The organism is Bradyrhizobium tunisiense (genome assembly GCF_042263385.1).
GTDB lineage: Bacteria > Pseudomonadota > Alphaproteobacteria > Rhizobiales > Xanthobacteraceae > Bradyrhizobium > Bradyrhizobium tunisiense.
Window position 1 is genome coordinate 504,743 of the sequence record NZ_JBHLEV010000001.1, and the last position, 21,614, is coordinate 526,356.

Below are 21,614 nucleotides of genomic sequence, written 5' to 3' on the forward strand. Positions count from 1 at the left end.
CAAGAACGTGGATGGCCGGGACGAGCCCGGCCATGACGCCCTGCTGCGAGAGCCGATCTTACTTGATCAGCCCTTTTTCCTTGTAATAGCGGATCGCGCCGGGGTGCAGCGGAACCGGGCTGCCACTGGCGGCGGTCTCGAGCTTGATCTCCTTGCCGGCGGCGTGCGCGTTCACGAGTTCCGGCAGCGACTCGAAAACCAGCTTGGTCATCTGATAGGCGAGATCGTCCGACACCGCGGAGCTGGTGACGAGGTAGTTGATCACGGCCGCCGTCGGCACGTCCTTGTCCTGGCCGCTATAGGTGTTGGCCGGAATGATCGCGGAGACGAAGGGCGGGCCGATCTTGTCGACCGTCTCCTTCGGCACCGACACCACCGTGATCGGGCTCGAGGTCGACAGGTCCTTCAGCGAGGCGACGCCGAGACCAGCCGATTGCAGGGTTGCGTTGAGCTGCCGGTTCTTCATGAGATCGACGGATTCGGCGAATGGCAGATACTCGACCTTGCCGAGATCCTTGTAGCTCATGCCGGCGGCGCTGAGGATCGCCCGCGAATTCAGCTCCGTCCCCGACTTCGGCGCACCGACCGAGAGGCTCTTGCCCTTGAGGTCGGCCAGCGTCTTGATGCCGGATTCAGTGGTGGCGACGATCTGGATGTAGTTCGGATAGATGGCGCCGATGGTCCTGAGCTTGTCGAGCTTGGTCTTGAAGCCCGCCTCCTCCTCGCCGTCCCAGGCGGCCTTGAGCGAGTCGCCCAGCGTGAACGCCAGCTCGCCGCGGCCCTGCTGCAGCAGGATCAAATTCTCGACCGACGCCTTGGTGGCCTGCACCTGCGTCTTCACGTTCGGAATCTTGTCGCCGTAGATCTTCCCGATCGCGACCCCCAGCGGATAATAGACGCCGGAGGTGCCGCCGGTCAGCACGTTGATGAAGGATTGCGCCTGCGCGCAAGGTGCCGACGCCGCCAGAGCAAGTGCCGCGGCCGCGCCGAAAATCGTCCGTTTCATGGTTGTTGTACTCCCCAAACCGGCGGGGAAATTGGCCGGATGAAGCGAGCGGGTCAACCCATCCAAAAGGCAAAACAGGACTGCGGTAAACGGCCTTTCCGGCTCGATTATTCGGGAACTGACGGGTGCGGCGAGGTGGCACAGCGGGTTGGAGCGGCGTTAGGCGCGATAGCTGGCGCGGCTTGCTCGGTCACCTCTCCCGCTTGCGGGAGAGGTCGCGCCGAAGGCGCGGGTGAGGGTTCTTTCCTCCAGGGAAGTGTCTCTTTGTCCCTTTGTGGAGACACCCTCGCCCTCCCCCGCGAGCGGGGGAGGGAGCGCAGCATCTACGAGGCGATCAACCAGGCGCTCATTGGAACGTCATATCCAGGCACTTGGAGATATCGGAGCCGAGGCCCGAGGAGATGGTGATGCAGCCGCGGATCTTCTGCGCGCCGACGTCGGCGGCCCAGATCGAATAGCCGCCGGGGCCGAAGAACGAGTTGGTGTTCGGCGGCTCGGTCTCGGTGGCGTCGAAATCGTATTTGCCGTCGGTCTCGAAGATGCGCGGCTTCTTGATGCAGCCGCCGTCGGTCTGGACGTTGATGACTTCCTTGTTGTCGCGGGTCAGCGCCAGCGAGACCTGGCAGCGGAAATATTCCGAGGTCTTGGTGTTGAAGAGATAGGTGTAGGATCTGCAGGTCGCCGTGTTCAGCTTGCCCGGCGCAAGGCCGCGGCTGCATGAGATGCGCTGGTTGTGGCTGAGCTGGTAATCATCGGCCCGGGCGGCCGGCGCCAGCGCCGTCAGTGACAATGCAGCAGCCCAGCAAAGTTTGATCACATGGCGCATCCGAATCATCCCTACCCCTAATTTTGTCGAGTTGCGTTCTAGACGGAAAGCGGAACATAGTCGCGAGGGGACGAAGGGAAAATCACAAACTACTGGACAAGACGTGATGCGCTGCGGCGCTATCGCAAATTGACCCGGGCACGCCGTTCGTGATTTGTTCAAACCCGGAATGTCCCGACGTGGGAGGATGGGAATGACGGTATTTTCAATCAAGACATTTGCAATCGTAGTCGCGCTCGGCGCCTTCGCCGCGCCCGCATCGGCGCAAGCCCCGGCAACGCCGTGGGAGCTCAAGTCCGACACAGGCTATGCCTATGACAAGGAAGGCAAGACCTTTTCCTACAAGATGGGCACCAGCAACGCCGGCGAACTGCTGAAGGGCGCCAAGAAGGTGCCGAAGGGCACGCTGTTCTTCATCGGCCACAACGGCCAGCTCTACATGCGCAGCGGCCCGTACCTGGAAGGCGACGGCAAGTTCAAGTTCGGCCCGGATCAGTAGGGAGCGCCGGCGACAGTCTCGTAGGGTGGGCAAAGGCGCCCTTGCGCCGTGCCCACCATCTCTCTCTATCGCAAAAGGTGCGTGGGCACGCTTCCTTCGCTCTTCGAGCTACGGCGGACGAGTTGCTTTGCCCACCTACGACAGTCCTACGGCAGTCCGCTAAAACGCCCCCGCCAGCTCCCTTGCGCCGGGCTTGCCGCTGTTCACATCCATGCGCTCATCCGTCACCGCCAGCAGCTTGGCCACCGTGTTGTGGCGGATCGCGACCGGGTTGCGCTCGTAGCCGCCGCGCTGGAAGAAGTTCGAGGTCGGCACCTGCTCGCGCATCGCCTGCGGCATCGTCACCATGTCGAGGCCGGTGCCGTCGCCGGTGAGGTTCATCATCTCGAGCTCGGCCGCGGAGAGCGGACGGGTGTAGCCCTTGGCGCGCGCGAACAGCACCGAGGTCAGGAGCTTATGCGTCTGCAGCATCGGACCGATATCGATGTCGAGCACCATCGCATGCATGGCCCAGCCCTGCGGGGTGACGCCCATCTTTTCGTGCTCCGACCAGGTGTCGGGCACCGACTTGGCATGCGCCACCATCTTCTTGAGCACCACGAGCTTGTGCTCGAGCGCCTGCCGCGCCGGGCCCGAGCTGCGCGCGACCTTATCCGAAAGCGCACGGATGATCTCATGGCCCTGCTCGGCCAGCAGCTCGACGCTGTTGGTGGTCAGGAGCTGGTTGTACCCCATCGCGGTCGAGATCGCTCGCTTGCCGCCATGCTCGATGCCCGCCTGCACGTCGTGCGTGCCGGTGCCCCCGGTCTCGAAGGCGTAGACCCGCACCGCCTGCTCGCGCGTCAGGCCGTTGGCGAGCGCGTAGCGCGCATAGGCGCGTTTGAACTCGACCTCGCTGGAGGGGCGCTGCGGCGTGAACTGGTAGAGCTCCTGCGCCGCGCGCAGGAAATCGGTGACGACGGGGATCGGCTTGCGGGGCGGCCGGTCGGGCGTTTCCTCGGGATCCGGGTTCACCGGCTTCTTGGGCCCGCTGTAGAGCGGTGGATGCACCAGCACGTAGTCATCGAGCGTGATCTGCTGTCCGCTGCGCCGCTTGGCGTTGCGGCCCTTCCGCTTCTCCGAGATCTGACTCCAATAGGCGCCGGCCTCGGCGTCGAAAGCGGCACGGGCCGCCTGATATTCGGCGAGCTTGCGGCGATATTCGAGCACGGCCGGCGAGGCCCCGCCTTGCGCAAAAAACTGCGACAGCAACTGGGCGTTGGCATCGCGGATGGCCGGTGGCAACGCGTCGGCCTCGCCGCTCCGCGCGGGCAGCGTGAACAGGGCGAGCGCGAGCGGAACCAGCGCGAGGCTATGTCGAATCGAATGATGCATGATGCCCTCTTAGCAGGCATCCGGTAACCGTCACGTTAACGCGCCGTTTACCATGTCATTTCCACGCGAAAACCGGCTGTTCCAGCTCGGTCACGCGGGTGTGCCGGCCCGCCAGCACCTCGCGGAACTGGTAGATCAGCGCCGCGGTCGGCGCGTGGATCAGGCTCATCTGGTGGTGAAAGCGGATCACGCGGCGCGCGCTCTCGGCGATGGCGACGAAGTCGAAGGCGTCCTCGCGCTCGATCGTGGCGAGCGCGATGCGATGGACGGAAGCGACCTCGTCCGGGTTCGGCCTGATTGCCGTGCTATCTGCGACCCAGACCACGACCGGCGTGATCAGATAGCCGGAGCGTGTCGGATAATCGTCGAGCGTGCCGAGCACGTCCGCGCTGGTGAGGCGAAGACCAAGCTCCTCGTCGAGCTCGCGCAGCGCCGCCTCGACCGGCGTCTCGCCGCCGTCGCAGCGTCCGCCCGGCAAGGCCCATTGGCCGCGATGGGCGCGCAGATGCGACGCGCGCAGCGTGAGCAGGAATGCGGTCTCGTCGCGCTCGCTCGCGGTCAGCGCAACCGCCACCGCAGCACGCTTCAACGCCATTGGTGCTTCTTCCTCCGGCAGACGCGTGAAGGCGGCGCAGGCAGCCGCGATATTCCGCCGTGTGGCATCGTCGAACGGTCTCATGATGCTTGACTACACCACGTGCGGCCCCGATGAAACGAAAACGCAAGCACAGGAATGGACGAGATGACCAGCAAGGCCGCCGCAAGGCTCAAATCAGACGGCTGGAGCATTCTGGAGACCACGGGTTTCCTGCACCTGATCGGCCCCTTGTGGGAACGCAAGGTCGACGGCCATTACGAATTCGCGCTCGCGACCGAAGACAAGCACCACAACCGCCGCGGCATGGTCCAGGGCGGTGTGATGATGACCTTCGCCGACCGCACCTGCGGCATGGCCGCCCGCTACGCGTCGGGCAAGGAATTTTTGGCGACGGTGCAGCTCGACACCCATTTCGTCGAGGCCGGCCAGATCGGCGACATCCTGTTCTCCCGCCCGCGCGTGGTGCGTTCGACGCGCAGCCTGATCTTCATGAGCACGGAGGTGATGGTGGATGATCGTTGCATCGTGATGGCGAATGGCGTGTTCAAGATCTTGAAGGGGCCGGGGTAGATCTGCTCGGCGAGGCTGCCACCGTCGCCAGCCATACACTCCGCGTCATCCCCGCGAACGCGGGGATCCATAACCCCAGGACGTAGTTGTTGCCCGAAGCTGATCACTCCGAGTCTTCGCCAAACAACTCCCTGGGGTGATGGGTCCCGGATCTGCGCTTCGCTTGTCCGGGACGACGAGAGAATGAAGGGGGGCCTTCCTCACCTCGTCATTGCGAGCGACGAAGCAATCCAGCATCTCCCCGCGCACGCAGTTCTGGATTGCTTCGCTGCGCTCGCAATGACGGGCGTTGCTGGCTATGCTGCCTCTCACCAATATCGAGGACCCGCCCATGCAATACCGCCAGCTTGGCCGCAGCGGCCTGAAAGTATCGCCGATTTGTCTGGGCACCATGATGTTTGGCGGGCCGACCAATGAAGCGGCCTCCAAGAGGATCATCGACAAGGCGCACGGGGCCGGCATCAACTTCATCGACACCGCGGACGCCTATTCGAAGGGCGCCTCCGAGGAGGTCGTCGGACGTGCCATTGCCGGCAATCGCCACGCCTGGGTGCTCGCCACCAAGCTCGCCAATCCCATGGGCAACGATCCCAATCGCGTCGGGCTGTCGCGGCGCTGGGTGTTGCAGGCCGCCGACGAGAGCTTGCAGCGGCTCGGCACCGAACACATCGACATCTACTATCTGCACAAGGAAGACCATGCGACGCCGCTGGAGGAGACGGTGCGCGCAATGGGCGATTTGATCCGTGCGGGCAAGGTGCGCTATTTCGGCGTGTCGAACTACCGCGCCTGGCGCGTCGCCGAGATCTGCAACATCTGCGACCGCCTCGGCATCGACCGTCCCGCGGTGAGCCAGCCCTATTACAACGCGATGAACCGCATGCCCGAGGTCGAGCATTTTCCGGCCTGTTCCTATTACGGCCTCGGCATCGTGCCCTACAGTCCTCTGGCGCGCGGTGTCCTTACCGGCAAGTACAAGCCCGATGCCGCCCCGGACAAGGAGACGCGCGCGGGCCGCAACGACACCCGCATGATGCAGACCGAATGGCGGCCGGAATCACTCCAGCTCGCGCAGGAGATCAAGGCGCACGCGGAGAGGAAGGGCATCACCGCCGGCCAGTTCGCGGTTGCATGGGTGCTGAATTCCGCCTTCGTCTCCTCGATCGTCGCGGGCCCACGCACCGAGGAGCAGTGGGACGGCTACGTCAGTGCGCTCGATTATCGCTTCACTGGAGATGACGAGGCGCTGGTCGACAGGCTGGTCGTCCCAGGCCATCCCTCGACGCCCGGCTATAACGATCCCGCCTACCCGATCGAAGGCCGCCGCGCGCGGACGGCTTGAACCCCGGAGACGTCCATGGCGCTTGAAGACCGCTACGGCCTGCCGCTCTCCACCGCATCCGACGCAGCGGCATCAGCCTATCGAGAAGGCGTCGATCTCATGCTCTCGGGCTGGACCGGAACGGCAGAGGCGCTGGAGCGTGCGATTGCGGCCGACCCGGATTTCGCGCTGGCCCATATCGCCCGCGCCCGCGTGCACGCCTTCTACCAGCAGGGCGACCTGGCGCGGATCAAGGCGGCGCTCGCGCGCGAGCTGGTGGCGAAGCGCGGCACCGCGCGCGAGCGCTCGCATGTCGCGACGCTGGCACTCGCGATCGAGGGCCGCTTGCCGGAAGCGATCGCATCGACGCTGAAGCACATTGACGAATGGCCGCGCGATGCATTGGTGCTGTCGCTGCCGCTCGGCGCGTTCGGCCTGTTCGCCTTCTCCGGCATGGCCGATCACGACCGTGCGCGGCACGAGCTGTGCGAGCGCGTGGCGCAGTATTACGGCGAGGACTGGTGGTTCCTCACCATGCATGGCTGGGCGATGACCGAGAATGGCGATGTCGCGCGCGGCCGCGGCGTCACCGAGCGCGGCTTCAATTTGCACCGGGCGAACGCCCATGCCGCGCATGCGGTGCTGCATGCGATGTTCGAGGACGGCTCGATCGATGCGGCCGATCGCCTGGTTGACGAGTGGATACCCGGTTACGACCGCGCCGGAATCCTGCACGGCCATATCCGCTGGCACCAGGCGCTCGGCGCGCTCGAGCATGGCGATGCGGTTCGCGCGCTGTCGATCTATGCCGACGTGCTCCGGCCATCAGTCACGCAGGCGCCGCCGCTCAACGTCATCACCGATGCCGCCTCGCTGCTCTGGCGCCTGTCGGCGTATGGCCACACCGTACCGAAGACGCTGTGGCTGGAAGCCGACAACGCCGCGCAAAAACTGTTTCCAAAGTCGAGCCTGTCTTTCGCCGACGTCCACATGGCGCTGTTCGCGGCGGCGACGCAGAACCGCGAGGCGCTCACCGCGCGCCTTGCGGTCATCGAGCAGCGGCTCGCCGAGGGCAAGCTGCCGGCCGGCCCCGTCGTGCCGGCGGTCTTCCGCGCGCTGGCCGCCTTCGCGGATGAGGACTACGCCGCATGCGTGCAAACGCTCGCCCCGGTGCTCGGCGAGGTCGTGCGCATCGGTGGCAGCCATGCCCAGCGCGAGTTGATCGAAGATACCTATATCGTCGCCCTCATGCGCGGCGGTGAGCTGCCACGCGGCCGCGCCCTGCTGGACGCCCGCCTGCACCGCCGGCCCTCCTTACGCGACAGGCGCTGGCAGGCGGCCATGGGTTAGCTCCGCCACGAAAAAAACACCGGCCTCACGGCATGTGGCGGCGGGACGGGTTGGCGATTTGGGTTAATCGCCGTTGGGGTGGCGCAGTGGTATTCCATGCGGGGTCGGCGAGACAAACGGGATCGCAACCAATTTGCGGTTCGATGGTTATGGTGCGGAACCTGTCCCTGGTTCCCTGGCATGTGAGCCCTCCGATGCGCCTCTGCCGACCGCCGCTGGCCGCCATTCTTGCTTTGGCCATCACCCTTGCCGCTTCGGCAAGTCCTTGTTTTGCCGAAACTTCCAGGCCGATCCCGGTCAACAATCCGTCGGCACAGCAGAACGCCTATATCGACCTGCTGGCGCTGATGTCCGGTCACTGCAAGACGTTCAAGGTCGCCGGCCGCACCTTCGCCTGCAAGACGGTGGCCTACGCCCATGGCGACAAGGGCCGGGTCAATTTCGCGGTCGCGGTCGACGATCCCTCGGACGACAGCCACGTGGTGTCGTTTTCCGGCGAGAACGGCAAGCGCGCCGACGACAATTCCTACGAGCTGCCGATCGACCGCATGCTGCTCAACTCGAAGGACCGGCCCAAGGTCGACGGTCTGCCGGTACCGGCCGAGCAGACCTCCACCGGCGTCTGCCGCCAGACCGGCAATTTCGCCGCCAGGAAGGTGACCGATGTCACCTGCTCGGCGACCGACAACGAAGGCCGTCGATATGAACTGCTGTTCGTCTCCGACGGTACGCCGGTGAGCGTGCGCCGCATCCGGCAGTCCGCGCCGTCGATCCAGGATCCGTTCAAGTAGCGACACTTCCGCCCGGCTTGGCGTGGTAGCGCAACCGTCACGCATCGCTCCGTTGAAACTCCAGGCGAGGCGGTTATGCTCACCCGAGCGTCCTCATCGCGGAGACGCGATCGCAGTGGGGACGGGCCGACGGTCCAGTAGCGCGCGTATGATCACCGGGCTGGTGCGCATCCTGATCGTCTGCCTGCTCGCAAGCTTGTCGCGCGACTGCATCGCAGCCGAGAGCAAGCGGCAGCGTTCGATCCTGGTTCTTGAAGAAGCCGATTTTCGCTCGCCGTTTTATTCCGAGATCTTTACCGGCATCCGCGCCGCTGCGAAGCAGAGCGGGACGGCTCACACGGTGATCTACGGCGAGAGCCTCGATCTCAGCCGCTTCCCGGGGCCCGGCTATGAAGAGAGCCTGGTCGGCCACCTCAGGGCCAAATATGCACAGCGGCCGATCGACGTCATCGTTTCAATTGGCGTCACATCGGCGAAATTCCTTCAAAAGCGCAAGCAGGAGATTTGGCCGGCCGCGCCAGTCGTCTACGGCTTTGTGCCTGATCTGCCCGAAACGCGCGCGCTGTTTCTGCCCGATACCACCGCGGTCTTCGCCCGCGTGACGCCGGCACATTTGCTGAAAGCTGCGCGCGCCATCGTCCCCGACCTGACCCGTGTCGTCCTCGTGGGCGATGCCTGGAGGAATCCGCTGGTGTATGGACATTGGAGGCAGGACTTCGCGGCCATGATGCCAGGCCTCGAAGTCACAGATCTCTCCGATGCCGTGCTGCGCGACGTCCGCAAGCAAGTCGCTTCGCTGCCCGACCGTTCCGCGATCCTGACCTCCGCGATGTATTCCGACGGCGAAGGCACCTATTATTCCCCGGCGTCGGCGCTCGCGCTCGTCGCCGAGACTGCGAACCGTCCGATTGTCATCACGTCCGACACATTCCTCGGGCGATCGGGCGTAGGCGGCTTCCTGCTGATGCCGGAGATCATCGGACGGGAAGCCGGCGAAGTCGCTATGCGGATACTCGACGGCGAAGCGCCGTCGAACATCGTCCCCTTCGGCGGGGACAACGTAAAGCCGATCTTCGACTGGCGCCAGCTGAAGCGCTGGAACGTGAACGAGGCCAATCTGCCCCCCGGCAGCGAGGTACGTTTCCGTGAACCGACCTTCTGGGGGCAGTATCGCTGGCACGTCACCATCGTTGCGAGCATCGTTCTGCTGCAGGCGATGATGATCGCGATTCTGCTGCGCGAGCGCCACCTGCGCTTCATGGCCGAGGTCGAAGCGCGGCAGCGCATGTCGGAGCTCGCCCACTTGAATCGCCGCGCCACCGTGGGCGAGATGACTGCCTCGCTCGCCCACGAGCTGAACCAGCCGCTCGCCGCCATCATGATCAATGCCGAGTCCGCCCAGCTTATATTGCGGAATCCGGCTCCCGACCTCGGCGAGATCGATGACATATTGGCCCACATTCGCCGAGACGATCAGCGGGCCGCCGAAATCATCAGCCGGCTGCGTGCGTTTCTGAAACGAGACCCGACCGCACGGCACGAGCTCGACCTCAATGCGATGGTCGGCGAGGTGTTTCGCTTCCTATCTGTGCAGGCCTTGACGCACGATGTCGAGCTCGCAACGGAACCCTCGTCCACGGATATCCGCGTCAAGGGCGACAAGGTTCAGCTCCAGCAGGCCATTCTGAATCTGGCCATGAACGGCATCGACGCCGTGGCCCATCTACCGAACAAGCGGCGCCGCGTGGTCGGCCGAACCAGTCTCGCCGAGGGCAATCTGGCTCTCGTCTCCGTCGCCGATGCCGGTGACGGAATCCTTCCAGAGAAGGTGACGGAGATATTCAAGCCGTTCTTCACGACCAAGGCGCAAGGCATGGGCATCGGCCTGTCGATCGCCCATACCATCGTCGAAGCGCATGGCGGGCGGATCTGGGCCGAGAACGCGCCCTCAGGCGGCGCCGTCTTTCACGTCGCCCTGCCGCTGGCGGCGCCGCCATAGCCGCGATCGCAGGCACCAGCGCCGCCGAACCGGCATCACGCGAACGCCTTCTCCAGCGTCGCGAAGATCACCGCGAGCGACCTGTCGTGCCGCGTCACCGGCGGCACCGGGCGATCGACCTTCATGAGCTGATAGACCGCCATCTGTGCTGCCCGCACCGAATATTCGACGGTGAACACGACGTCGTCGGGGATTTCGACGAACTGGCTGACGAACGCGAGGTTGACCGAATTCTTCGGCACCGGCAGCGGCCGATCAGTCAGGTTACGCGGCATGAACATGCTGGTGATGTAGGGCATGCGGCAGGGAACGCAGATTGCGTCCTCGAACACATCGGGATCGAAGTTCAGGTGCCCGCACAGCTCCTTCAAAATATCCGCGCCGCCGCAGTCGGACATCGGCTTGCCGACGAAATTGCCGACGCGATCGGGATGCAGCGCATAGCCCCAGAACACCTGCACGTTCTTTGGCTGCCCTGCGAAATGCGGCTGGTGATAGAGCACGACCGACATCAGCCAGTTGGAATCCTTGAACGTCACGAGCCCGCCGGTGCCGGCCCTGTTGCCGGAGAACGCCTCCATCCGGGCGAAGAAGCGTGGATCCCGGCAGGTGACGGTGAAGGACAGCCAATAGGATTCAAGGATCGAGCTGTTGAAGGCGGCGGGATTGCCGAACTCGGGACGGCCTTTCGCGATCGTCTCCCAGAGCGTCCAACCCTGACTGTCCCTCTTGGTCAGGCGCGGCGGCGGCTCGGTCATCGTGCCCAGGCTCGAGGCGTCCGTCATCGATCCGTTCTGAAAGAACACGAGGTCGCCGTCCTCGATCCGAACGTTGGCGGTGCGGCCGTCGCGGTCGAGCACGAGCTGGCGCACCCGCAAGCGTCCGTCCTCGCTCTCGATCGCCATGTCGGTGACTGCAGTGCCGCGCACGAATTGCACGCCCTGCCGCTTCAGCCAGTCGGCGAGCGGCCGCACGATCGCATCATACTGATTGTAGACGGTGCGCTTGACGCCGGCGAGCGTCTCGATGCGCGGAAACTCGCTCATGAAGCGATGCAGATAACGCTTCAGCTCGACCGCGCTGTGCCAGGGCTGGAACGCGAAGGTGGTCTGCCACATGTACCAGAAATTGGACTCGAAGAACTTCGGCGAGAGCCAGTCGGTGATGCGGCTGTTGCCGAGCGTCTCCTCCGAAGCTTCGGTGAGCCGCAGCAGCTCCAGCCGGTCGCGTGCGGAAAAACCCATATGCGAGACGTCGACCTTGAAGCGGTTGCGGTCGACCAGCCGCGCCTGCGAGTTCGCCGGGTTCTCCAGATTGAACGCGACGGTCTCGTCGCGCACGCTGAGGCCCGGATGCTCGAGCGAGGGGATGCTGGAGAGCAGATCCCAGGTGCATTCATAATGGTCGTTTGTCAGCATGCGCCCGCCGCGCAGCGAATAGGCGCCGTTCGCGAGCTGGGCGCCGTCGAGACTGCCACCGACCAGCGGCTGCGCCTCGTAGATCACGATGTCACGCCCCGCCTGCTGCGCGTCCCGGATCAGGAACGCCGCGCCCGCGAGCGATCCAATGCCGCCGCCGACGAAATACGCCTTCATGACTTGCCTCGATTGCTGTACGAATTGTCGCGGGCGACATTGCATGCGCAGGCCGCGGCCGAGCTTGCGATGGATCAAGCGCGGCGGACGCTGCGTTCAAGAGCATGTGAGCGCTCACGCCGGGAGGGCCGAAACGTTCGCCTTCCTTGCATCTCGTCCGCCTTGATCCTCAGCAAGGCGCGAAGCTTCGGAGCGATCCATGACGCGCGACCGCCTATTTCTGCTGCGCCCCGGCTTCGAGGACCCGGCCTTTCCGGGGCGAGTGTTCTATTGCTGGCATTGCGCGTTGATTGAGGGCGTGCTGGCCTCGTTTCCGCAGCTCGCCGAAAAGCTGGATGTCGAGCGCATCGCATGGCCGCGCCCCAGGCAGCCGGTGGTCGCGCTTCTCGGCGAGGAGAACCAATCGCTGCCGCTGCTGGTGCTGGCTGACGGAACGACCTCGCCGCACCGGACCGGCATTCATCAGGGTCACGCCTTCATTGCCGACAAGGACGCGATCCTCGCCGCGCTCTCCGAACGGCACGGCTTTCCCGATCCGCATCCGTGACGATGAGAGCGTCGCTCGTCGCATCGCAAGGGAGACGCTGCGCTCAGTCCGGGGCACGAGAGTCACGAAGCCGGTAACGTAATCGCCTTATCCGCGGCCAAGTGATGGCAACAATGCGATCGACGCCGGTGCTGCACGATAAAGCTTACGACATCGTTCATGTCGCGCATGGAACGCCCGCGCTGCGTCCTTTCGACGCCCGCAACTTGCTGGAACGCAGTCGCCGCCCATCTGTTGTCACACGACATTCAACTGGAGTGATGACATGAAGTATCTCATTGTCGCGATGGCCGTCGGAACTGCGGCGCTTGCCGGCGGAACGGCGGCAAACGCGGCCGGCGGTTCAAGCGCGAAACAGAGCGCGCAGGAAAGCCAGACCACCGACATCAGCGCGCATCGCAGGCACCATCGCTGGCATGGTCACCATCATCATTGGCGGCATCATCACGGCTACTACCGTCCGCATTATCGCAGCTACGGCTATTACCCCCGCCACCACGGCTATTACGGCGGTGGACCGTACGGATATTATGGCGGCGGCGGCCCCGGCGTGACGTTCAGCTTCGGCGGCGGACGCTGGTGAGAGATGAGACCGTGAGAGAGATTAAGGCCCGCGGGATGCGGGCCTTTTTCTTGCCGGTCGGTCATCTCCGCAAGATCATTCCCGCCGTTTCCAGACCGCTCGCCAGCGCCGCCTCGACCGTGCCCATGTCGGCTCCGCGATAGAGCGCCTCGCCCGAGAACCGCACCGCGCCATCGGCACGCGCAAGGATCGCTTGCGCCGCGCGCGTTGCCGGCGTCGCCCAGGAATAGGCGCCGCGGGCGAAGGGATCGTGCGCCCAGTTGGTCGCCGTCGCCGCCACGAGCTCGCGCGCGATGGTCTCGCGCGACAGTTTGAAGATGGCGGCGAGTGAACCGAGCCCGGCCTCGATCAGTCCCTGCGGATCGAGGTTTTCCAGTTCCGCCGTGCGCGGACCGCCGAACCAGCCGGTGAGCACGGCATGCCGACTCGGATATTGCGTCCACCACACCGGGATCGTCTCGTCCGATAGCAGGAAGGTCATGCCAGCGAGACCCCGCTCGCGCTCGCACCACCATGGCCGCGCGAAGCCCAGCAGGATCTTGACGACATTGCCGAAGCCGATGTCGCCGCTAGCTGCCAACTTCGCGCGCGCGCTCGCCGGCAGAACCATCTCGCGCAGCAGCGGCAGCGGCACGGTGAGGATCACGCGGTCGCAACCATGGACATCGCCGCCGGTGCAGTGAACGGTCAGCATGCGGCCGTCCTCCTCGATCGCCGACACCACACAGCCGAGATGGATGGTGACGCCCAGGCCCCGGCAATCCGCCGCCAGAAAGTCGATCAGCGCGCCATAGCCCCCGTCGATGCGCGCCTGCGGCGCGTGCCCGCCATCCATCCATTCCTCACGCAGCGCCAGCGTCGAGGCGCGCTCGGGGTCGGCCGCGTCATAGCCCTCGACCATTCGCGCGATCGACTGGCGCATCGGCGCATAATCATCTCCGGCAAAATGCCGGCGCAGGAATTCGGCGACGGAGATATCGTCCTTCAAGTCGCGTAGCACGGCCTGAAGCTCCGCCTTGTGCAGATCGTCGCGCCCTTCGCGCGAGAGCGTCGTGCCGTCAAAGCTCCACTGCTCGCCCTCGAGCGCCCGAAGCGACAGCCCGGCCTCGCGCAGCAGTGTGCGCGTGACGGGCGCCTCGCCATGGACGAATTCGGCGCCGCCCGCGGCGGGATAGCCGAACTCTTCAGCAGGCAGCGGATGGATGCGGCCGCCGCAGCGCCTTCGCGCCTCTAGGACCGTCACCTTCCGGCCGGCCCGCGCCAGCTCGCGCGCCGCCATCAGGCCGGCTGCGCCCGCGCCGACGATGACGATATGCTCCGTTGTCTCGGGCATGGCCGCAGCTACCGGCCCGCGGCTTGCGGATCGTTCCTGATCAGATAACGCAGCAGCAGGACGCCGCCGCCGAGATCGCGCGAGCTCTCCAGCGTCATCGCGGCGATCGGCGCGCGCTTGTCGCTGTCCGCCTCCGTCGAAGAGAACACGAAGGGTGCGCCGCTTGCGCCGTCGATCGCGGGGCTGAGGATCAGGTTGAACTCGTCGATGAGACCGGCCCGCAGGAACGCGCCATTGGCGACGCCGCCGCCTTCCACCAGCAGGCGCTTCACACCGAGCTCGCGGTTGAGGATGTCCAGTGTCAGCGCCAGATCGATCTCGGACTTGCCGGCAAAGATGTAGGAGACGCCCTCGCCGCGCAGCCCTGCGAGATGCGAATCCGGCACGCTTTCGGTCAGCACCACCACGATCGGATCACCCCCGATATCCGAGCGGCCCCAACCGATCTTGCCTTGCGCATCGAGCACGATCCCGTAGGTTTTCGCATCGCGTCGCGCGAACCAGTTTTCGCGAGGAAATGTCTCGCGCGTCTCGGTCGGGTACGGCTTGCCCTTGGCGAACTCGGATCCGGTGACGCGGCCGATCACCCAGGCATCGCCGCCGAGCTCGTCATGGATCTTCTCGAACCAGTCCGTTCCCGCCCCCTTCGGGCGCCAACGGCTGGGGTGGGTGCGGCCGTCGAGGCTGGAGTGCATCAGACAGATGACATACGGTTTCATGCAATCCTCCGGGCTGCGCTCAGGCCGCGGATCCATCGCCGCCCGCATTCTCCCTGGCGCGATCATTGACGATCGCCGCGAGCGGGTTGAGCTTCGGCGGCGCGACCAGCTGCAGCGTGTTGGTGTCGCGATGATTGAACGGCTTGCCGCGCACGAACAACTCGGTCTGGATCAGATAGGTCCAGCTGCCGTCGTCATTGAAGGTGATGTCGCAGCGGTAGGCATCGGTGCGGAAGGCCTGTTCCAGAAAATCGGTCGAGCAGATCCCGTAGGCGGTATCGCCGCGCTTGGCGGTGACGGAGATTGTCCTGTCATCAGGCCCGGCCTTGCCCGAGGCCAGCAGCACCTGTCCGCGCGGAATGGCCAGCGTCTGCATGACCAGCCCGGTCGCGGGCTCCCACAGCCAATAGCCGACCTGGTCGTGGAAGGTGATGTCCTCCTCGGGCGTGTTGATGTGGATGTGATAGCGCAGCCCGTACAATAGCTGCGGCCCGTTGGCCTGCGGATCGATCGGATCCATGCGGATGCGCTCGATGAAGGTCCGCCGCTCCGGCCCGTCCGCCTTGGGATTGATGTCGATGCCCTTGTCCGCCTGCCACTGGCCTGCGAGGCGGCGGAGCGGGCCGAGATTGGCAAGGCCGTCGGGCGAAACGTCCTCGGGCTCGGTGAAGATGTCGGCGGGAATGGGGAGCATGGCGGCCTCGCATCGTTGCGATGGGAGCCATAGCATGAGGGCAAGGGCCTGGCGCGTGCTCAGGCCTCACAATCGCGAATGACATGAGCGCCATGCGCAGCGATTTCGCATGTTTCCGCAGCGCCCCGCGAGCCGGCGTCTCCAACGCTTGTCGCCCGGCTTGAATCTCAACCGGTCGCAGCCGCAGTCCGCTCTAAGCCGCTTCGGACACTGATTTCGCACGCTCCTCGAGCATGCCGATCGTGGAGACCAGATTGTCGCGCCGCGCGCGAAGGTTGAGCGCAAGCAGCGGATAAGTCGGCTGCTGCGCGTCGAACACCCCGGCTTTAGCCTCCGCTTCGAGAATATCGGTATTCAAGAGGCGAACGCGCCACCACAAATCGGCGATCAACGCGTCGAGCTTGAGTTCACCGGTAGCACCAGAACGGGACACATTCTGCATCGCTTGCCTCAACCTGAAACGGCCTCCCTGCTGAGGCCTGGATTTGGTCATGACACAGCAAGCGGAGTGCCAGGGCCGGACCGCTCTGCCCGCGGGCGGTCCGGAACCTGCAACAATGCGCCTTTCGCGGTGATCCGGCGGCCGACGCCGGTCGTTGTCAACTCGAGAGACCGCTTGTCGAGGCGTCATGATCGCTGCTATCCGGGCTTTGAAGGTGCCGATCCGGGCTGAGGCCGGTTTACCCCGGAGGGTGCCGGCGCGGCTGTCGATTGGTGCGAGCAGAGGGCCGAAGGCAAAGGTGGATTGGGCTGATTTGATCGGACGGGTTGCTGCTGACGGCGACCGCGAGGCTTTCAAGCGGCTGTTCGAGCATTTCGCGCCCCGCATCAAGGGGCTGATGCTGAAAGCCGGTTGCAGCTCCGACGAGGCAGAAGAGATCGCTCAAAGCACTTTGATCGCCGTGTGGCGGAAGGCGCACCAGTTCGATCCTGCGACCGCGGGAGCGCCGGCCTGGATCTTCACGATCGCGCGCAATCTGCGGATCGATTTGTTCCGCCGCAAGGCGCGGACAGACCGTTTGCAAGCCGGTTCCGAACTGCCGGACGGGCCGGATCAAGCCGAGCCGGCCGATATCCTGATATCGCGCGGGCAGGATGCGGCGCGGATCAAGTCGGCCATCCAGCAGCTCTCGGTGGAGCAATCCATGGTGGTGAGGCTATCCTTCATCGAGGAGAGGCCGCATCCCGAAATAGCGAGCGCGCTCGGGATTCCGCTTGGGACGGTCAAGTCCCGGATCAGGCTGGCGATGAACCGGTTGCGAGACATTTTGGACGAAGAAGCATGACGATCAGCCATCATCCGCCGGAAGATCTTCTGGCCGATTTCGCGGCCGGCAAGCTGGAAGAAGCCCATCAGCTGGTCGTCGGTGTGCATGTCGCAGGCTGCGCGCGCTGCGCCCGTTTCGTGCAGGCCATCGAGCAGCTCGCGGGGGCGGCGCTCGAGGATATCGAGCCAGTGCCGATTGCATCGGATGCGTTCGATCGCGTGATGTCACGAATTCACGAGGCTCCGAATGAGATAGCCGCGCCTCCGCTGGAGTCGGCCACGGATGACGATGTTCCGCCGGCCCTGCGCAAATATCGCATCGGCAAGCGTCGACGGGTCGCGCCCGGTCTCAGCCTGCGGCCGATCGAGCTCTCCGGTTCAGGCACGGCGCGCGCCTTCCTGCTTCGGTCGGCGCCGGGCTCGCGGATGCTCGAGCACACCCACACCGGCACCGAGCTGACGCTCGTGCTCGAGGGCAGCTTCAGCCATGAGGGCGGACGCTTTGGTCCTGGTGATTTCGACTATGGCGACGACGAGGTCGATCACCGTCCCATCGTCGGTGACGAAGGTCCTTGCCTCTGCCTGGTCGCGATGACCGGCGACTTGCGCATGAACGGCTTCCTCGGACGGTTGATCGGCCCCTTCGTGCGGCTCTGAACTGCTGCGTCCCTTTCCCGTCAGGTGATCCGGGCCCGCGCTCGGAGCGTTTCGTAAGGAAACGCAAGGGAGAGACCGGACATGACCTGTTCGAGCCTGGCCAATCGGGCGCAGAGCGAGATGTTGCCCGGACTGCTGGTACGTGTCTCAGCAGGCGAGACACGCGCCTTCGCAGAACTTCATACGATGACCCGCGGCAGGCTGCGCAGGATTGCGCTGGCCGTCGGGACGGCGCCGCACGATGCGGACGACATCCTTCAGGAAAGTTTCCTGAAGATCTGGCGCAATGCGGCTCGGTTCGATCCCGGTCGGGCATCGGCCATGACCTGGATGGCCGCAATCGTCCGCCACACCGCGATTGACCATCTGCGGACCAGGCGGCAGCCCAGTGTCGAACTGGACAAGGCGCTCGCGGTCCCCGCAACGGCCGGGCTGTCACCAACCGAGCACTTCGATTACGCCAGCGCCGAACCCATTGCGCTGGGCGCATTGGCCCGCTTGCCGGAAGATCGCCGCAGGCTGATCGCACTGGCCTATCTCGAAGGCGAGAGCCGCGCGAGCCTGTCTCAACGCTTCGGTGTGCCGGTGGGCACGATCAAGACCTGGCTGCACCGAACCATCTTGTCGATGCGCAAGGATTGCCTCAGCGCATCGGCTGCGGCGTGAAGCCGACGAGAACGCATGCATGGACGCAGAGATTATTGAATTTCCCGAGCGTGGGCGCGAGAAGCGGCTCGTTTCCTCGACGGCAAGGCTCGAAGCGATCGTGAGAGAAGTCGAAAGTGTCGTTGCTCACGAGCCTGCGGCCGGTGTCGATCGGCTACTCGCAATCATGGAGCGCATGGGCGACCGATTGGTCGATCTCGCAAGCCTCGTACTCGACGAGGAGTCGAAGCTGAAGGCTCAGAAGGTCTTCATATCCTTGTCCGACAAGATCGCGGAAACCAGGGAGGCGGTGGAGCAGCTCGGAGGCCACAAGCGCACGTGACATGATTGGCACGACTCAATGCGACAGCTTTTGAGCGACGAGAAACCCGATCCAGGCACTGACGCCGGCGAGACAGGATCCCCAGCACACGTCGGCGAGGGTCAGTCCGGTTGACCAGTTCCGCAGCGTCGCCTGGTTGGTCAGATCGTAGGTTGCATAGGTGAAGCAGCCAAGCAGCAGGCCGGATGTGAAAGCGCGCAGCGCGCCTCCGTCCTGCTGCGCCGGCAGCACGGCAAACCAGATCAATCCGAGGGGATACAACACGTAGAACGCGGCCGCGGCCGGCAGGTTGGGCTGAGCCCGCAACATATCACCCAGCACGGGTCGATACAGTCTTTCGACCATGATCGTCAGCCAGACCATATCGACGGCAACGAAGGTCACGGCCACAGCCAGGTAGGTCCAGAATAAACTCATGTCCGTGCGTCTCGTCGCTCTTGATCCGGCCGATCGGCCGCCGTCAGTTTAACGCTACACAAGCCGCAGCGGATCACTTGGGGCGCTTATTCGGCTCACCGCCCAGTCAGTAGGCCGGCATCGCGCGCGCCTCCGGGCCGATCACATACGGAAGCGATGAGGAGACTGCGCAGCTGTCGTCTCGAATGGCGAGGCGCGCGCTCAGATCCGACGTGGCGGCCATGGGAAGAAGGCGCCGGTGCGCGCCTGATACGCACGATAGCGGTCGCCGCGCGATCGCAGCATCTGCTCCTCGAGCGGCGGGATGCCCGTCACGTGAACCAGGATCCAGTACATGATCACCGGGGCCGCCAGGCTGGCCCAACCCCAGGCATATCCTGATGATAGCGCGATGACCGGGTAAGCCAGCCACCCCAGCCATTCGAAGAAATAGTTCGGATGCCGCGACCAGCGCCACAGACCGACATCGCAGACCTGTCCCTTGCTCGAGGGGTCGCGTTTGAAGCGCTGCAGCTGCCGGTCCGCCAGGGCCTCGCCGGCGACGGCAATCAGGACGATGACGATGCCGATGTAGTCCTGCAGCCGTAGCCCCGGCGCTGGTGCGTGCGCCGCGAGGAACACGGCGAAGGGGAGCGGCAGCGAGACCAGCGCCTGTGACTGCAGGAAGAAGAACATCCGGCGCGGGGCATCCGCCCCCCATTCGCGCGCATAGTTCGCATATCTGGGATCGTCGACCCCGGCCGCAGAGCGACGCGCAATGTGCGTGCCGAGCCTCACCGACCAGAGCAGCACAAGCCCCGCAACGAGCACTTGGCGAGCCGGCAGCGCGCCGTCAAGCGGCCACAGGGCAGCGGCTGCACCGACGAGACCGCTCGAATACGACCAGATCGCGTCGACCCAGCCGGAGTTTCCCGTGCGCTGTTGGACAACCCAGGCCAGTCCCATCAAGAGACAGAAGGCCAGCGCCATGCAGCCGATCGCCTGAATATACGGAAGGATCATGCCCTCACCCGAATTGATCCTGTCCGATACGTCATGTCCGGGCCGCGGTTTCGCCCCGGGCGCCGGGATCGAGCGAGTGATCCGCGCCCTCTTGCCGAACGTTTCCTGAAAGTTGCTTCGAGGGCCGTAGCTGACGGTACCGCAGTGGGGGCGAAAAAGCATGCGTTTGGCCGTGATCGGGACGGGAATTGCCGGCAATGCGGCCGCGTGGCTCCTTTCGAAACGTTACGCAGTCACCGTTTACGAGCGTGAGCTGCAGCCGGGTGGGCATAGCCACACTGTTCGCGTCGACTACGACGGCGAGCCCATTGATGTCGATGTCGGCTTCATCGTGTTCAACGAGACCAACTACCCGCAATTGACGTCGCTGTTCACCCATCTCGGCGTGAACACCGTCGAGACGTGCATGAGTTTCGCCCTGTCCGCCGACCACGGCCGGTTCGAATGGCGCGGTGGCGGCGAGAGCGCCTTGCAGACGGTCTGCGGCCTGTTCGCGCAACCCCGCAACCTCGCATCTCCGTCATATTTCCGCATGCTGGCCGAGGTCGCGCGGTTCAACAAGCAAAGCGTGGCCGATCTGCGCGCCGGCCGGCTGCATGGCCTGACCCTCGGCGAATATCTGCGCCGGCAATCGTTCGGGCCGCGCGTGTTCTCCGACTATCTCGGTCCGATGGGGGCGGCGATCTGGTCGTCTTCGTCCGACGACATCCTGTCGTTCCCGGCGGAGAACTTCGTCGCCTTCTTCGACAATCACCGCCTCCTGCATCTCGATCGACCGCGCTGGCGCACGGTCGAGGGTGGCAGCCGGCGCTATGTCGAGAAGCTGACCACTTCGTTCAGGCACAACATTCGGCTAGGCTGCGCGGTGACATCGATCGACCGAACGGGGCATGGCGTGACCGTCCGCGACAGTCATGGCGGAGTTGAAAATTACGATGCGGTGGTGATGGCTTGTCACAGCGATCAGGCCTTGGCGACCCTGTCGGACGCCGACGCCACGGAGCGTTCCATCCTTGGCGCCATCAGATATGCTCCAAACACCATCTATCTGCACCGCGATCCCAGCCTCATGCCCCGGCGGCGTCAGGCGTGGGCCTCCTGGAACTTCCTGCGCTGGCCGCGGCAAACGCCTGCCCTGAACGACGTCGCGGTGACCTATTGGATGAACCGGCTGCAGGGGATCGACGAGCGCAGACCCTTGTTCGTCAGCCTCAACCCTCCCTTCGAGCCGGCGGCCGGTCTGACGTTCGGAAAATTCACCTTCGCCCATCCGCAATACGATTTGGCGGCATTCGCGGCGCAGCGACGGCTCCCCGCGATTCAAGGACGCCGCCGAACCTGGTTCTGCGGCGCCTGGACCGGCTATGGCTTTCACGAGGATGGCCTGCAGGCCGGCATTTCCGTTGCCGAGGCACTCGGCGTCGAACTTCCTTGGCGTCAACCGGATCCGGCCCTGGCCGAGGCTGCCGAGTAAGGCG

24 protein-coding genes are annotated in these 21,614 nt (G+C 64.7%); 13 read left to right on the forward strand and 11 right to left on the reverse strand.

The window, feature by feature from the left end; translation table 11 throughout:
- Window positions 1-58: 58 nt before the first annotated feature.
- On the reverse strand, window positions 59-1,006 hold the full coding sequence (locus ACFDR6_RS02340; RefSeq protein WP_212087510.1) for a TAXI family TRAP transporter solute-binding subunit: 948 nt from the start codon (window positions 1,004-1,006) through the stop codon (window positions 59-61).
- A gap of 346 nt (window positions 1,007-1,352) precedes the next feature.
- On the reverse strand, window positions 1,353-1,832 hold the full coding sequence (locus tag ACFDR6_RS02345; RefSeq protein ID WP_212087507.1) for a hypothetical protein: 480 nt from the start codon (window positions 1,830-1,832) through the stop codon (window positions 1,353-1,355).
- A gap of 193 nt (window positions 1,833-2,025) precedes the next feature.
- Here ACFDR6_RS02345 and ACFDR6_RS02350 point away from each other — a divergent pair, with 193 nt between their 5' ends.
- Window positions 2,026-2,331, forward strand: coding sequence for a hypothetical protein (locus tag ACFDR6_RS02350; protein ID WP_212087504.1), 306 nt, complete (start codon window positions 2,026-2,028; stop codon window positions 2,329-2,331).
- Window positions 2,332-2,490: 159 nt separating this feature from the next.
- Here ACFDR6_RS02350 and ACFDR6_RS02355 read toward each other — a convergent pair whose 3' ends face one another.
- Together ACFDR6_RS02355 and ACFDR6_RS02360 are read right to left on the reverse strand one after the other, a co-directional pair.
- Window positions 2,491-3,705: a hypothetical protein gene (locus tag ACFDR6_RS02355; protein WP_375857222.1), complete on the reverse strand. Its 1,215-nt coding sequence runs from the start codon at window positions 3,703-3,705 to the stop codon at window positions 2,491-2,493.
- A gap of 55 nt (window positions 3,706-3,760) precedes the next feature.
- A complete protein-coding gene (locus tag ACFDR6_RS02360) occupies window positions 3,761-4,387 on the reverse strand; it encodes an NUDIX hydrolase (RefSeq protein ID WP_375857903.1) in 627 nt (208 codons plus the stop codon).
- Window positions 4,388-4,447: 60 nt separating this feature from the next.
- Here ACFDR6_RS02360 and ACFDR6_RS02365 point away from each other — a divergent pair, with 60 nt between their 5' ends.
- The 5 genes from ACFDR6_RS02365 (at window position 4,448) to ACFDR6_RS02385 (ending at window position 10,334) form a co-directional block, all read left to right on the forward strand.
- Complete coding sequence (locus ACFDR6_RS02365) at window positions 4,448-4,873, forward strand: PaaI family thioesterase (protein WP_212087497.1); 426 nt, start codon at window positions 4,448-4,450, stop codon at window positions 4,871-4,873.
- Window positions 4,874-5,204: 331 nt separating this feature from the next.
- On the forward strand, window positions 5,205-6,215 hold the full coding sequence (locus tag ACFDR6_RS02370) for an aldo/keto reductase (protein WP_212087493.1): 1,011 nt from the start codon (window positions 5,205-5,207) through the stop codon (window positions 6,213-6,215).
- A gap of 15 nt (window positions 6,216-6,230) precedes the next feature.
- Complete coding sequence (locus tag ACFDR6_RS02375; RefSeq protein ID WP_375857223.1) at window positions 6,231-7,544, forward strand: tetratricopeptide repeat protein; 1,314 nt, start codon at window positions 6,231-6,233, stop codon at window positions 7,542-7,544.
- Window positions 7,545-7,738: 194 nt separating this feature from the next.
- Window positions 7,739-8,335, forward strand: coding sequence for a hypothetical protein (locus tag ACFDR6_RS02380; protein WP_317241287.1), 597 nt, complete (start codon window positions 7,739-7,741; stop codon window positions 8,333-8,335).
- A 148-nt stretch (window positions 8,336-8,483) separates the two neighbouring features.
- Entirely contained in the window at window positions 8,484-10,334 is a 1,851-nt protein-coding gene (locus ACFDR6_RS02385) for a sensor histidine kinase (RefSeq protein ID WP_317241288.1), read from the forward strand.
- 35 nt (window positions 10,335-10,369) lie between these two features.
- On the opposite strand, the gene ACFDR6_RS02390 is transcribed toward ACFDR6_RS02385, so the two are convergent.
- Entirely contained in the window at window positions 10,370-11,974 is a 1,605-nt protein-coding gene (locus tag ACFDR6_RS02390; RefSeq protein ID WP_375857904.1) for an oleate hydratase, read from the reverse strand.
- Window positions 11,975-12,128: 154 nt separating this feature from the next.
- On the opposite strand from ACFDR6_RS02390, the gene ACFDR6_RS02395 reads away from it, so the two are divergent.
- Both ACFDR6_RS02395 and ACFDR6_RS02400 read left to right on the forward strand, forming a co-directional pair.
- Window positions 12,129-12,476, forward strand: coding sequence for a DUF3088 domain-containing protein (locus tag ACFDR6_RS02395; protein WP_375857224.1), 348 nt, complete (start codon window positions 12,129-12,131; stop codon window positions 12,474-12,476).
- 265 nt (window positions 12,477-12,741) lie between these two features.
- A complete protein-coding gene (locus ACFDR6_RS02400) occupies window positions 12,742-13,059 on the forward strand; it encodes a hypothetical protein (RefSeq protein ID WP_212087477.1) in 318 nt (105 codons plus the stop codon).
- A 61-nt stretch (window positions 13,060-13,120) separates the two neighbouring features.
- Here the strand turns inward: ACFDR6_RS02400 and ACFDR6_RS02405 are convergent, their stop codons facing one another.
- The 4 genes from ACFDR6_RS02405 to ACFDR6_RS02420 all read right to left on the reverse strand — a co-directional run bounded on the left by ACFDR6_RS02405 (window position 13,121) and on the right by ACFDR6_RS02420 (window position 16,247).
- Window positions 13,121-14,392 (reverse strand): flavin monoamine oxidase family protein, encoded by a 1,272-nt coding sequence (locus tag ACFDR6_RS02405; RefSeq protein WP_375857225.1) that lies wholly within the window; start codon window positions 14,390-14,392, stop codon window positions 13,121-13,123.
- An 8-nt stretch (window positions 14,393-14,400) separates the two neighbouring features.
- On the reverse strand, window positions 14,401-15,111 hold the full coding sequence (locus ACFDR6_RS02410) for a RibD family protein (RefSeq protein ID WP_375857226.1): 711 nt from the start codon (window positions 15,109-15,111) through the stop codon (window positions 14,401-14,403).
- Between the two features lie 19 nt (window positions 15,112-15,130).
- Window positions 15,131-15,805, reverse strand: coding sequence for an FABP family protein (locus ACFDR6_RS02415; protein WP_375857227.1), 675 nt, complete (start codon window positions 15,803-15,805; stop codon window positions 15,131-15,133).
- 193 nt (window positions 15,806-15,998) lie between these two features.
- On the reverse strand, window positions 15,999-16,247 hold the full coding sequence (locus tag ACFDR6_RS02420; protein WP_212087468.1) for a hypothetical protein: 249 nt from the start codon (window positions 16,245-16,247) through the stop codon (window positions 15,999-16,001).
- Window positions 16,248-16,545: 298 nt separating this feature from the next.
- Between ACFDR6_RS02420 and ACFDR6_RS02425 the strand changes: the two genes are divergently transcribed.
- The 4 genes from ACFDR6_RS02425 (at window position 16,546) to ACFDR6_RS02440 (ending at window position 18,717) form a co-directional block, all read left to right on the forward strand.
- Window positions 16,546-17,091, forward strand: a complete 546-nt coding sequence (locus ACFDR6_RS02425) for a sigma-70 family RNA polymerase sigma factor (RefSeq protein ID WP_317244021.1) — start codon at window positions 16,546-16,548, stop codon at window positions 17,089-17,091.
- Window positions 17,088-17,729, forward strand: coding sequence for a ChrR family anti-sigma-E factor (locus tag ACFDR6_RS02430; protein WP_317241294.1), 642 nt, complete (start codon window positions 17,088-17,090; stop codon window positions 17,727-17,729). The genes ACFDR6_RS02425 and ACFDR6_RS02430 overlap by 4 nt, the downstream gene beginning before the upstream one ends.
- Window positions 17,730-17,849: 120 nt before the next feature.
- Window positions 17,850-18,395 carry an RNA polymerase sigma factor gene (locus ACFDR6_RS02435; RefSeq protein ID WP_375848263.1) on the forward strand — a complete coding sequence of 182 codons (546 nt, stop codon included), beginning with the start codon at window positions 17,850-17,852 and terminating at the stop codon, window positions 18,393-18,395.
- A gap of 19 nt (window positions 18,396-18,414) precedes the next feature.
- On the forward strand, window positions 18,415-18,717 hold the full coding sequence (locus ACFDR6_RS02440) for a hypothetical protein (protein WP_317241296.1): 303 nt from the start codon (window positions 18,415-18,417) through the stop codon (window positions 18,715-18,717).
- A 15-nt stretch (window positions 18,718-18,732) separates the two neighbouring features.
- Here ACFDR6_RS02440 and ACFDR6_RS02445 read toward each other — a convergent pair whose 3' ends face one another.
- Together ACFDR6_RS02445 and ACFDR6_RS02450 are read right to left on the reverse strand one after the other, a co-directional pair.
- A complete protein-coding gene (locus tag ACFDR6_RS02445; RefSeq protein WP_317241297.1) occupies window positions 18,733-19,134 on the reverse strand; it encodes a DUF2177 family protein in 402 nt (133 codons plus the stop codon).
- A 201-nt stretch (window positions 19,135-19,335) separates the two neighbouring features.
- The gene (locus ACFDR6_RS02450; RefSeq protein ID WP_375857228.1) at window positions 19,336-20,103 is read right to left on the reverse strand and encodes a DUF1295 domain-containing protein; all 768 of its coding nucleotides are present in this window, start codon (window positions 20,101-20,103) and stop codon (window positions 19,336-19,338) included.
- A gap of 193 nt (window positions 20,104-20,296) precedes the next feature.
- Between ACFDR6_RS02450 and ACFDR6_RS02455 the strand changes: the two genes are divergently transcribed.
- The gene (locus ACFDR6_RS02455; RefSeq protein ID WP_375857229.1) at window positions 20,297-21,610 is read left to right on the forward strand and encodes an NAD(P)/FAD-dependent oxidoreductase; all 1,314 of its coding nucleotides are present in this window, start codon (window positions 20,297-20,299) and stop codon (window positions 21,608-21,610) included.
- Window positions 21,611-21,614 lie beyond the last annotated feature (4 nt).